The sequence below is a fragment of the Microbacterium sp. genome (assembly GCF_052099035.1).
Classification (GTDB): domain Bacteria; phylum Actinomycetota; class Actinomycetes; order Actinomycetales; family Microbacteriaceae; genus Microbacterium.
Map to the genome: position 1 here is coordinate 1 of NZ_JBQDSX010000076.1, position 11,692 is coordinate 11,692.

The window sequence follows — 11,692 nt, forward strand, 5'->3', positions numbered from 1 at the left end:
AAGCCGGCCGTCATAAGTGTGACCAAGACCCATCCGGGCACGTCACCGGATTCGTCTTCGGCGAGCGCCGTGGCGTCGTCGGTGAGCTGCGCCCACCAGGTTCGGATGCTATTCATCATCGGTCCTTTCTTCAGATTCGCTCAGCCGAGGCCGAGCTGCAGGATGAACATGCCGGGAAATACGGCGAAGAGCACGGACAGGGGCAGGATCAGAAAGACCAACGGAAGCATCATGAGGATTTCGCGCCGCCCGGCCTGCTCGATCAGCGTGCGCTTCGCGTCCTCGCGTGCGTCGGCAGCCTGCGCGTGCAGGACCCCTGCGAGGGGCGCACCGTGCTCGAGCGCGGCGATGATCTGGTCGACGGCGCGCGATAGGCCCGGTTGATGCAGCCGCGATGCCATCTCACCGAGCGCCTCCGACAGCGGCGAGCCTGTCCCGACGGCCAGCACCACGTGCCGCAGTTCCTGGGTGAGCTCTCCTGAGCCGATTGCGGCGACCCGGCGCAGGGCATCGAGGAATCCCTCCCCCGCGGACAGGCAGAGCGCGAGAAACTCCAGGGTGGTCGGAAGCTCATCGCTCAGGCGCGCGAGGCGCGATTTCACGCGCGACGTGAGCAGCATGTCGACGACGAGGGCGGCCCCGACGCCGAGGATCACGGGAAGCACCGCGGCAGGGGGTGTCATGCGGCCGGTGACCGCGAGGAGGATGACCAGTGCGCTTCCGAGTGCGAGGCCGCCGACGGCCCATCCGAGCTGTCGCGCTCGGAACTCCGTCGGCTTCTCATCCACCCCCGCCTGGGCCAGACGCAGCGCGAGCGCATCGTTGTCACCGAAGCCGCGCAGGAGCCGCGCTCCGACGCGACGCCATCCGGACGCAGCATCCACCGGCAGGATGCCGGCGACAGGCAGCGTGCCGGACGGCAGCGCCGCGTCCTCGACGGCATCGCGGATGTAGGGCGCGATGCGCGTGGTGAGCGATGCCGCACGCCACCGCGGCGCAGCCGCGAGGATGCAGATGATGCCGGCGCCGAGCAGACCACCCAGCAGGATCGCCGTCGAAGCATCCGTAATCAGATTCATGCGAACCACCGCCGTGGTTCGGGCAGCCGACCGATGCGCACCATGATCCGGAACGCGACGACGGACACGACAGCACCCGCGACGATCACCATCACGCCCTCGGGACTCGCATACGCCTGCGCGCCCTCGGGTCGCAGCGCGAGCAGCACGAGGATCACCCAGGGCGCGACGACTCCCAATACCGCGGCCCCACGAATCCAGGACTGCTTGGCCTCGACCTCGCCGCGAAGAGCAGCATCGGCCCGCACCGATCCGGACAGTGCGCGCAGCACCCCGGTGAGCTCCGTACCACCGACCTGGCGCGCCATCTTCAGCGCCTCGATGATGCGGTCGGCGATCGGGTCCGCGAGCGTGATCTTGAGCCGGTCGATGCTGGTTTCGAATCGGCCCGTTGCGCGCAGGTCCCGAGCGAAGATGACAAACGCAGGACGCACGGCAGTCGGAGCGGATTCGCCGAGACTCGCCACAGCATCCGGCAGCGACAGTCCGACGCGGATCGCCGCCACGAGCAGATCGCACACATCGGGCCACATCTGGCGGCGTGCCTTGAGCAGTCGCAGGCGACGCGAGCGCAGGAAGGCGATCGGCGCCGTGCCCGCGGCGATTGCCGCCAGCACGGCGAGCACGGGGATTGCCGAGAACAGCCAGACGACGGCACCGGCGATGAGTGCCAGGGCGACGATGACGACGACCACCCGATGGCGTTCGACGGCTGCGAACCCCGCCTCGGCCATGAGTCGGGTGAGGCGATCGTCATGACGCTCCACACGCTCGGCGCGATCGCGGGGTGGCCACAGCCATGGCGATGCACACAGGAGCAGACCCGCGGCGAGTAGAGCGCCCAGCAGCAGTGTCATGTTCTCCCCTCCGCGCGATACACCGGCCGGGTGATGATCCGCCCCTCGACGATCTCGCCCGTGGGCGCGATCACCTCTGACACGTACCGGGCACCGGCGGCATCGCGTGCGCAGTGCACAACCAGCGAGACGGATGCTGCGAGCGCAGGCGCGATGAAGGAGCGATCGATGTTGTGACCGGCCAGCAACGGCAGGATGGCGAGCTTCTCCAGTGCTTCGACGGCAGAGTTCGCGTGGACGGTTCCTGCACCGGGTACACCCGTGTTCAGTGCGAGGACGAGATCGAGAGCTTCAGCATCGCGCACTTCGCCGACGACCAGCCGGTCCGGCCTCATGCGCAGGGCTTCTTTGACCAGGCGGCGCAGGGTGATCTCGCCCGTGCCTTCCAGACTCGCCTGCCGTCCCTGCAGGGCCACCAGATCGGGGCCGTCGACGGCGAGTTCGAACGTCTCCTCCACGGTGACGATGCGCTGCGCGTCGGCACATGAGGCGAGCAGCGCACCCAGCAGCGTGGTCTTTCCGGCGTGCGTTGCACCGGAGACGATGACGCTCAATCCGTCACGCATGGATCGGCGCAGCATCTCCGCCACGTCTGCGGGTATCGATCCCAGCTCCACGAGGGAATCGAGGGTCCGGTACCCCGGAAGAAATTTCCGGATGTTGACCGCCCAGGAGCCGCGGACCACGTCGGCGATCGCGACATGCAGGCGCGACCCATCCGGCAGCGACGCGTCGACGAACGGCTGGCTCACATCGACGCGACGGCCGGTGGACTGCAGCATCCGTTCGACGAGATCGCGGACCATCGCATCCGTCAGCGCGAGCGGGAGCCGCTCCGACACCCCGCCGCGCGCAATGAAGACCCGGTCGGGCCCGTTCAGCCAGATCTCCTCGATGCTCGGATCATCCAGAAGCGGCTGGAGGGGGCCGAACCCGCTCACCGACGCCAGGACATCTTGCACGCAGGCCGACTCATCATCGATCGTCGCATCGCCGCGCGACAGTGCGAGGTCGTTGTGACGACGGACTTCCGCCTGCGCGATCCGCCGGGCGTCATCCGGCGCCAGCGACGGGTCGGTGCGTTCGGCACGCAGGCGCCGGCGGACACGCTCTGCGACGACGAGGGACGACTGACTCACCCCCGCATCCTCGCAAGAATCCAGAATTCGCCTCGGAAGTTATCCACAGGGTCTTCGGGTTTTCCGGAAATGAAAGCGCGGATGCCCCGCTGTTCCGCTCCCGGCTGCGGCTCTAGACTGATCTCTGCGCGGGAGTGGTGAAATTGGTAGACACGCAGGATTTAGGTTCCTGTGCCTCAGGGCGTGCGGGTTCAAGTCCCGCCTTCCGCACATGCATCACATTGCGCTCATCCCCTGGCTCGACCCCGAGGTGATCATCGGCGCGGCCGGCCCCTGGGCGCTGCTGGTGGTGTGCTTCATCATCTTCGCCGAGACAGGTCTCCTGGTGGGGTTCCTGCTCCCCGGTGACACGCTGCTGGTGATCTCCGGCCTGCTCACCCACACGAACCACGTGTTCGGCTTGAATATCTGGGTCGTGGCGCTGCTGATCGCGGTAGCGGCGTTCCTCGGTGGTGAAGTGGGTTACTTCATCGGCCACAAGGGCGGACCTGCGGTCTTCGAACGGAAGGAGTCCGGCCTGTTCAGTCGCAGGAACGTCGAACGGACGAATGCGTACTTCGTGCGGTACGGCGGACTGACTGTGATCCTGGCGCGCTTCGTGCCGATCGTGCGCACCTTCGCTCCTGTCGCAGCCGGCGTCGGCCACATGCCGTGGAAGCGTTACAGCCTGTTCAACCTCATCGGCGCCGTGCTGTGGGGCTTCGGACTGACGATGCTGGGCTATCTGATCGCCTACATCCCGTTCGTCGCGAAGTTCGTGACGGACTACATCGACCTCATCCTGCTCGCCGCCGTCGGCGGCACCGCGCTGATCGCGCTCTGGCACTATCTTTCCGAGCGGCACAAGGCCAAGAGGGCCGTCGCCGCAGGCGAAAACCCCGACAGTGACCTCAGCGTCTAACTGGCGTCCTTCTTCTTCGCCCGCGAACGTTCGACGCTCGCCTTCAGCGCCTCCATCAGGTCGATGACCTCGCCGCCCTTTCCTTCGGCCTCCCCCTCGTCCGCGAACGTCTCGGCGACGTCGAAGGTGTCGCCCGCCTCGATCTTCGCGTCGATGAGCGTGCGCAGCTCCTTCTGGTACTCGTCGACGAACGACTCCGGATCGAAGTCGCTCGAGTAGCTCTCCACCAGGCTCGCGGAGAGTTCTAGTTCCTTTTTCGAGATCTTCACGTCCTCATCGAGGGAATCGAACGCGGCCTCGCGCACCTCATCGGCCCACAGCAGGGTCTGCAGCACCAGCACGTCGCCGCGCACGCGGAGGGCTGCCAGCCGCGTCTTCTGCCGCAGAGTGAAGCGCACGATCGCGGTGCGCTCGGTCTGCTCGAGAGTCTCCCGAAGCAGCACGTACGCCTTGGGTGATTTCGAGTCCGGCTCCAGGTAGTACGCCCGATCGAGGGTGAGCAGATCGACCTGGTCGCTCGGCACGAACTCGACCACGTCGATCTCGCGGCTGCGTTCGGCAGGAAGCGCGTCGAGGTCCTCCTTGGTCAGCACGACCATCTGCCCGTCGTCCTCGTAGGCGCGATCGATGTTCTGGTAGGCCACGACCTCGCCACAGACCTCGCACGTGCGCTTGTATCTGATGCGCCCGCCGTCTTCGTCGTGCACCTGGTGCAGCGAGACGTCATGATCCTCGGTGGCGGAATACACCTTCACCGGCACGTTCACCAGCCCGAATGTCAGGGCACCTTTCCAGATCGACCTCATGTGACCAGTAGACACCGCCGGCACTCACAGATGCCAGGGGGTTGCCGTTATTCTGGCGACATGCCAGGGCAGACACAGATGGTCGAGGTCGACGGCAGGCGACTGCGCCTGACGAACCTCGACAAAGTGCTCTACCCCGAGACGGGTACGACCAAGGGCGAGGTGATCGGCTACTACTCACGGGTCGCCGCACGGATGCTGCCGCTTCTCGCCGGTCGCCCTATCACGCGCAAGCGCTGGGTCGAGGGCGTAGGAACGGCGGATGCTCCGGCCGAGGCGTTCTTCGCGAAGCAGATCGAGCGCGGGGCGCTGACCTGGGTGCATCGCCTGCCGATCGAGCACTCCGGCGGGGCAAAGGACTACCCGATCGCCGACGATCTGCCGACACTGGTGTGGATGGCGCAGATCGCGAGCATCGAGCTGCATGTGCCGCAGTGGCGCTTCGGCTCGGACGGCGAGCGCCAGAACCCCGACCGGCTCGTGCTCGACCTCGACCCCGGCCCTGGCGCAGACCTCGCCCTGTGCGCACACGTGGCGCGTCTCGCTCGCGGGATCCTCAGCGACATCGGGCTGGACCCGATACCGGTCACGAGCGGAAGCAAAGGCATCCATCTGTACTGCCAGCTCGACGGACGCCAGACGAGCGATCAGGCGTCGGCTGTCGCCCGCGAGCTCGCCCGCTCGATCGAGGCAGACCACCCTGACATCGCCACCAGCACCATGGCGAAGTCGGTCCGTGGGGGGAAGGTGTTCATCGACTGGAGTCAGAACAACGGATCCAAGACGACCATCTCGCCGTACTCGCTTCGTGGTCGCTCGCGCCCGACCGCGGCAGCTCCGCGCACCTGGGCGGAGCTCGACGACCCAGAGCTGCGACAGCTCGACTTCGATGAGGTCATGAAGCGAGTGGACGACGGCATCGACCCGTTCGCAGAGTTCGGTCCATCATCCGCGAACGCGGCATCCGCTTCGCATTCTCCCGAACCGTCGCCGGAGCGCACCCCCATCATCGCGGCGGGTGTGCCCAATCAGACGTTCCCTCCGCCTCGCCCCATGCTCGCCGAATCCGGCACGCCGGGGCTGGCCAGGACGCTGCGCGACCCGTGGAGCGAGATCAAATGGGACGGCATCCGCGCGATCGGAACGTGGCGGGACGGCCGGTTCCGCCTGCATGCCCGCAGCGGCACGGATATCACCGACCGCTACCCCGAGCTAACCGCTGATGGGGCGCCGAATTTCGCGGCGTCCGATGCTGTGGTCGACGGCGAGATCATCGCATTGGATTCCACCGGACGCCCCAGTTTCGGTCTGCTGCAGCGCCGCATGCATCTCACCAGTGCGCGGGAGATCGAACGCGAAGTCGTGCGCACTCCCATCGCTTACCACCTGTTCGATCTGCTCCGTCTCGACGGGCGCGACCTCACCGGCGTGCCGCTTCGCGACCGCCGCGCGCTTCTGGAGACGCTCGGCGAGAGTGCCGACCGGCCGGTGTCCGTTCCGCCGGTGTTCGATGACCTGGATGCCGCTTTGCAGACCAGCCGTGAACTCGAACTCGAGGGGGTGGTCGTGAAGGCATCCGGCTCGAAGTACCGACTCGGCATCCGATCGGGAGACTGGCTCAAGATCAAGCACACCCGCACGCAGGAGGTCGCCATCGCCGGCATCCGACCGGGGAAAGGAAATCGTGCGGGGACGTTCGGGTCCCTGCTACTGGGCGTGCCGGATGCTGATGGCACGCTGCAGTATGTCGGCAGGGTCGGCTCGGGTTTCGATGATCGGATGCTGCGCGACCTGCTCGCGCGCCTCACCCCGCTGCGCACCGATGAGAACCCCCTCGAGGGCGTCCCCGATCTGGATGCCGGCGATGCGCTCTGGGTCAGGCCGGAGCTCGTGGGCGAGGTGGAATTCGCTGGCTGGACAACGGATCATTCGCTGCGTCATGCCCGCTGGCGCGGACTCCGTCCCGACAAGGATGTCGCCGACATCGTCAGGGAGTAGCCGGCATCAGGCGTGCGACTCCGTACACTCTGCCTGTCCCTCGGGCTCGAGCTGGAATGTGGAATGTGCGACGTCGAAGTGATCGGCAAGGCACCCCTGCAACTGCTCGAGCAGCGCGCCGGCATGCCCGTCGGCGAACACCGCTGGCTCAACGCCGACGTGCGCAGTGAACACCGGCGCCCCGCGAGTGAGCTGCCACACGTGCACGTCGTGCACGCTCGTCACACCATCGAAGCCGAGCAGATGATCGCGGATCTCGCTCACATGAGTGTCCTGGGGCGCGGACTCCGCGAGCACCGAGAACACCTCCCGCAGCAGCGTGATCGCACGCGGGATGATCATGACGGCGATGAAGAGCGAGGCGATGGCATCCGCCGGCATCCATCCGGTGGTGACGATGATGACGGCCGCAACGATCACGGCGGCCGAGCCGATCATGTCGCCGAGCACTTCCAGGTACGCGCCACGGACATTGATGTTCGTCTTCTGCGCCGAGCTGAGCAGCCACATCGCGATCGCGTTGGCGATGAGCCCGATGACGGCCACGACCAGCATGAGAGGACCGGCGACCTCGGTGTCCGCGGGCGCGAGAAGCCGGTGCACTCCCTCGATGCCCACGCTGACCGACAGGATGATGAGGATAATCGCGTTCACGAGCGCGCCGAGGACCTCTGCGCGCTGGTAGCCGAACGTGCGTCGATCGTCGGCGGGGCGCGCAGCGACCGTGCTGGCGATGAGCGCGATCACCAGGGCCGACGCATCTGTGAACATGTGCGCGGCGTCGGCGAGCAGCGCCAGTGATCCGGTGAGGATCGCACCCGCGATCTGGACGAGCATCACCGTCGCCGTCAGGCACAGCGAGATCGCCAGAAGCCGGCGACTGCCGGTTCCGCGGATCCCGTGGGCATGATCGTGCATGCCACCAGGCTACGAGGAAAATCGGCGGTCAGAGGCCGTTTCCGCTAGTCGGGAAGGGTAATGATTCTCAGTAGTGCGGTGACAGTGCGCTGAGTCTCACAGCGTCTTCAGCAACGGTACGAATGCCTCGAACGCGCGGGCTCGGTGCGACTGCGACTGCTTCTCGTCGTTCGACAGCTCGGCCGAGGTGCGCTCGGCCCCGGCCGGCTGACCGTCCGGGATGAAGATCGGGTCGTATCCGAAGCCGTTCTCCCCCGCAGCCTTCGTCGCGAGGCGCCCCGGCCACACACCGGCCACGGTGTGCTCCGCACCCGAGGGTGTCACCAGAGCGATGGTCGAGACGAACTGCGCGGTGCGATGCGGGTCGGAGATATCGGCGAGCTGGTCGAGCAGCAGTTCGAGATTCGCGGCAGCATCCTTCTTCTGTCCCGCCCAGTAGGCCGAGAAGATTCCGGGCGACCCGCCGAGCACGTCCACGCAGACTCCGGAGTCGTCGGCGAACGCCGCAAGTCCGGTGTGCGCTGCGGCGGCACGCGCCTTGATCAGCGCGTTCTCGGCGAAGGTGACGCCCTCTTCGACCGGTTCGGTGCCGTCGTAGGCGATGACCTCGAGGTCGGGCCGGGTCATGGCCACGATCTGCTGGAACTCGGAGACCTTGTGCGGGTTGTGCGTGGCGAGGACGACCCTCACGCCAGCGCCTCCAGCTGCTTTTCCTTCAGCTCGGCGCAACCGGCCACCCCGAGCTCGAGGAGAGCATCCAGCTCGCGCTTGTCGAAGGGGGCGCCCTCGGCGGTGCCCTGCACCTCGACGAACAGTCCGCGACCGGTGACGACGATGTTCATGTCGGTCTCGGCACGCACATCTTCGACGTAGGGCAGATCGAGCATCGGTTCGCCATCGATGATGCCGACCGAGATCGCGGCCACCGAATCGATCAGCGGGGTGGAGTTCTTGCCGATGAACTTCTTTGCCCGGCCCCACTCGATCGCGTCAGCCAGCGCCACATAGGCGCCGGTGATCGCGGCTGTGCGGGTGCCCCCGTCTGCCTGGAGCACGTCGCAGTCGATCACGATCGTGTTCTCGCCCAGCGCCTTGGTGTCGATGACCGCGCGCAGGGCACGGCCGATGAGGCGCGAGATCTCATGCGTGCGCCCGCCGATCTTTCCTTTGACGCTCTCCCGATCGTTGCGGCTGTTGGTCGCACGGGGCAGCATCGCATACTCCGCGGTCACCCAGCCCTTGCCCTTGCCGGCGAGCCAGCGCGGAACACCGTTGGTGAAGGATGCCGTGCACAGCACTTTCGTGCCGCCGAAGCTGATCAGCGCAGACCCTTCGGCGTTCGCGCTCCAGCCGCGTTCGATCGTGATCTCGCGGAGCTGGTTCGTGGCGCGGCCATCCGCGCGGACGGTGTCAGACATGGGTTCCCTTCGGGTCGGGTGCGCCGGCATCGGCCGGCTCGGAGAGTTCAGCGAGTTCGGAGAGGTCCGGCAGAGTGATGACGCCGGTCTGCACATGCTGCACATCGCGCACCTCGGCGCCCATGAGCCGGTTGGCCAATGCCGTGAACTCTTCGGTGGATTCGCCGGTCGCCTCGTACACGTACGTCGCCCTGGCATCCGGCGGAGCGAGCAGATCGCCGCGCACGAGCTGGCGGTACACATCGCCGGCGGTCTCATCGTCGCTGGAGACCAGCGCCACCCCGTCGCCCATGACGTAGCTGATCGCCCCGCGCAGGAACGGGTAGTGCGTGCAGCCGAGCACGAGTGTGTCGACGTCGGCCTCGCGCAACGGTGCGAGGTACTCCTCGGCGACGGCGATCACCTCGGCGGTGCCGGTCACCCCGGACTCGACGAATTCGACGAAGCGCGGGCACGCTGCGGTGAACACCTCGAGCTGCTCGTTGACCTCGAGCATGTCCTGATACGCCCGTGAGCCGATGGTGCCCACGGTGCCGATGACCCCGATGCGCCCGTTGCGCGTCGTCGACACGGCGCGGCGCACCGCCGGTCCGATGACCTCGACGACCGGGACGTTGTAGCGTTCGCGGGCATCGCGCAGCATCGCGGCGGATGCCGTGTTGCAGGCGATCACGAGCATCTTCACGCCCTGGTCGACCAGGGTGTCGAGAACCTCGAGCGAATAGCGCCGGACCTCTGCGATCGGTTTGGGACCGTATGGGGAGTGCAAGGTGTCGCCGATGTAGACGAAAGACTCCCGCGGAAGCTGCGCGCGGATCGCGCGGGCCACGGTGAGTCCGCCGACACCGGAGTCGAAGATGCCGATCGGTGCCGCGTTCATGACTCACCAGCCTACCCTTCGACAAGCTCAGGGACCGATCGACAAGCTCAGGGACCGATCGACAGGCTCGCGGTGCTTACACGCTCAGTAAGCTGGGCGCATGACCTCGTCGACGGCGCTGCTCACCGACCGCTACGAACTCACCATGCTGGGCGCGGCGCTCCGTGACGGAACGGCCGCACGTCCCAGCGTCTTCGAGCTCTTCGCCCGTCGCCTGTCCGGCGGACGCCGTTTCGGCGTCGTCGCCGGCACCGGCCGGTTGCTCTCACTGCTGCGTGATTTCCGGTTCGGCGACGACGAGCTGCGCTATCTGCGTGACGCCGACGTGGTGGATGCCGAGACCCTGAGGTATCTGGAGAACTACCGGTTCACCGGATCGATCCGCGGCTATCGGGAGGGCGAGCTGTACTTCCCCGGCTCCCCCGTCCTCACCATCGAGGGTTCGTTCGCCGACGCCGTCGTGCTCGAGACGATCGCGCTGAGTGTGATGAACCACGACTCCGCGGTGGCCACAGCGGCCTCGCGCATGAGCATCGCAGCCGGCGAGCGGCCCCTGTCGGAGATGGGATCGCGCCGCGCCGCCGAGATGTCAGCGATCGCCGCTGCCAGGGCCGCCTACATCGCCGGTTTCGGTGCGACGAGCAATCTCGAAGCCGGGCGCCGGTGGGGCATCCCGACGATGGGCACCGCCGCCCACTCCTGGACCCTTCTGCACGATTCCGAAGAAGACGCCTTCCGCGCCCAGATCGAAAGCCTCGGCGCGGACACCACCCTGCTCGTGGACACCTACGACATCCGTCAGGGAGTGGCGACGGCGATCCGGGTCGCCGGCACCGGCCTCGGCGGTGTGCGCCTGGATTCGGGCGATCTTCCCACTGTCGCTGCCGCTGTGCGCGATCAGCTCGACGAATTGGGTGCGGTGGATACGAAGATCACGGTCACCAGCGACCTCGATGAGTACGCGATCGCAGCGCTCGCGGCATCCCCCGTCGATTTCTACGGTGTGGGGACGTCTGTGGTCACGGGGTCCGGATATCCGACCGCCGGCATGGTCTACAAACTCGTGGCACGTCAGGATGCTGGTGGCAGCTGGGTCTCCGTCACAAAGGCCTCGACCGACAAGGGCTCCCAGGGCGGGCGCAAGGCGGCTTTCCGCACCCTTCGCGATGGCGTTGCGACCACCGAATCCATCGTGGTCTCGGACGGCTTCGAAGAAATGAGCGCCGCTTCCGAGCATCCGGATGCGCGTGCGCTTCAGGTCACTCTCGTCGACGGCGGTGACATTGACAGCGCTTACGTAGGGACTGCCGGGACGGCATCCGCTCGGGAGCACCACCTGCTGGTGCGCGAAGAGCTGCCGGTGCGCGCGCTCGCGCTCAGCAAGTCAGATCCTGCGATCCCGACGGTCTTCCTCGATCAGGCGTGACCCTGTCGAAGGGTCAGCCCACCATCGATTCGTAGATCTCTTTGCACGTGGGGCAGATCGGGAACTTCTCCGGATCGCGGCCCGGCGTCCACTTCTTGCCGCACAGTGCGCGCACGGGCTTGCCGGATATCGCCGACTCGAGGATCTTGTCCTTCTTCACATAGTGAGAGAAGCGCTCGTGGTCGCCCGGCTCGAGATTCTCTTCGTTGAGAAGTTCTTCCAGTTCGCGATCAAGCGTTGCCACGCCGCCCTGATCGGGGCTGTCCAGCG

12 protein-coding genes and 1 tRNA gene are annotated in these 11,692 nt (G+C 66.6%); 4 read left to right on the forward strand and 9 right to left on the reverse strand.

All coding sequences use genetic code 11. The features are described 5' to 3' along the window. Positions 1 to 140: 140 nt before the first annotated feature. From ACTIAO_RS15290 to ACTIAO_RS15300, 3 genes are read right to left on the reverse strand one after another with little or no spacing between them, the layout of a single operon-like run. Positions 141 to 1,079, reverse strand: coding sequence for a type II secretion system F family protein (locus tag ACTIAO_RS15290; protein ID WP_441907031.1), 939 nt, complete (start codon positions 1,077 to 1,079; stop codon positions 141 to 143). Beyond that, positions 1,076 to 1,936, reverse strand: a complete 861-nt coding sequence (locus ACTIAO_RS15295; protein WP_441907032.1) for a type II secretion system F family protein — start codon at positions 1,934 to 1,936, stop codon at positions 1,076 to 1,078. The genes ACTIAO_RS15290 and ACTIAO_RS15295 overlap by 4 nt, the downstream gene beginning before the upstream one ends. Continuing rightward, positions 1,933 to 3,075 carry a CpaF family protein gene (locus tag ACTIAO_RS15300; RefSeq protein WP_441907033.1) on the reverse strand — a complete coding sequence of 381 codons (1,143 nt, stop codon included), beginning with the start codon at positions 3,073 to 3,075 and terminating at the stop codon, positions 1,933 to 1,935. The genes ACTIAO_RS15295 and ACTIAO_RS15300 overlap by 4 nt, the downstream gene beginning before the upstream one ends. 128 nt (positions 3,076 to 3,203) lie before the next feature. Between ACTIAO_RS15300 and ACTIAO_RS15305 the strand changes: the two genes are divergently transcribed. Beyond that, positions 3,204 to 3,285 (forward strand) — tRNA-Leu (locus ACTIAO_RS15305). Position 3,286: 1 nt separating this feature from the next. After that, complete coding sequence (locus ACTIAO_RS15310) at positions 3,287 to 3,976, forward strand: DedA family protein (RefSeq protein WP_441907034.1); 690 nt, start codon at positions 3,287 to 3,289, stop codon at positions 3,974 to 3,976. Here ACTIAO_RS15310 and ku read toward each other — a convergent pair. Continuing rightward, on the reverse strand, positions 3,973 to 4,782 hold the full coding sequence (ku, locus tag ACTIAO_RS15315) for a non-homologous end joining protein Ku (protein WP_441907035.1): 810 nt from the start codon (positions 4,780 to 4,782) through the stop codon (positions 3,973 to 3,975). The two genes, ACTIAO_RS15310 and ku, sit on opposite strands and share 4 nt — an antisense overlap. Positions 4,783 to 4,842: 60 nt before the next feature. Here ku and ligD point away from each other — a divergent pair, with 60 nt between their 5' ends. After that, positions 4,843 to 6,780: a non-homologous end-joining DNA ligase gene (gene ligD, locus ACTIAO_RS15320; RefSeq protein ID WP_441907036.1), complete on the forward strand. Its 1,938-nt coding sequence runs from the start codon at positions 4,843 to 4,845 to the stop codon at positions 6,778 to 6,780. Positions 6,781 to 6,786: 6 nt separating this feature from the next. On the opposite strand, the gene ACTIAO_RS15325 is transcribed toward ligD, so the two are convergent. From ACTIAO_RS15325 to murI, 4 genes are all read right to left on the reverse strand, one after another. After that, entirely contained in the window at positions 6,787 to 7,698 is a 912-nt protein-coding gene (locus tag ACTIAO_RS15325; RefSeq protein ID WP_441907037.1) for a cation diffusion facilitator family transporter, read from the reverse strand. A 96-nt stretch (positions 7,699 to 7,794) separates the two neighbouring features. Then, positions 7,795 to 8,388 (reverse strand): RdgB/HAM1 family non-canonical purine NTP pyrophosphatase, encoded by a 594-nt coding sequence (rdgB, locus tag ACTIAO_RS15330; protein ID WP_441907038.1) that lies wholly within the window; start codon positions 8,386 to 8,388, stop codon positions 7,795 to 7,797. Further along, the gene (gene rph / locus ACTIAO_RS15335; protein WP_441907039.1) at positions 8,385 to 9,116 is read right to left on the reverse strand and encodes a ribonuclease PH; all 732 of its coding nucleotides are present in this window, start codon (positions 9,114 to 9,116) and stop codon (positions 8,385 to 8,387) included. The genes rdgB and rph overlap by 4 nt, the downstream gene beginning before the upstream one ends. After that, positions 9,109 to 9,996 (reverse strand): glutamate racemase, encoded by an 888-nt coding sequence (gene murI / locus ACTIAO_RS15340; RefSeq protein ID WP_441907040.1) that lies wholly within the window; start codon positions 9,994 to 9,996, stop codon positions 9,109 to 9,111. The genes rph and murI overlap by 8 nt, the downstream gene beginning before the upstream one ends. A 100-nt stretch (positions 9,997 to 10,096) precedes the next feature. On the opposite strand from murI, the gene ACTIAO_RS15345 reads away from it, so the two are divergent. Further along, positions 10,097 to 11,422 carry a nicotinate phosphoribosyltransferase gene (locus ACTIAO_RS15345; protein ID WP_441907041.1) on the forward strand — a complete coding sequence of 442 codons (1,326 nt, stop codon included), beginning with the start codon at positions 10,097 to 10,099 and terminating at the stop codon, positions 11,420 to 11,422. A gap of 13 nt (positions 11,423 to 11,435) precedes the next feature. Here ACTIAO_RS15345 and ACTIAO_RS15350 read toward each other — a convergent pair whose 3' ends face one another. Further along, a complete protein-coding gene (locus ACTIAO_RS15350; RefSeq protein WP_441907042.1) occupies positions 11,436 to 11,690 on the reverse strand; it encodes a DUF3039 domain-containing protein in 255 nt (84 codons plus the stop codon). Positions 11,691 to 11,692 lie beyond the last annotated feature (2 nt).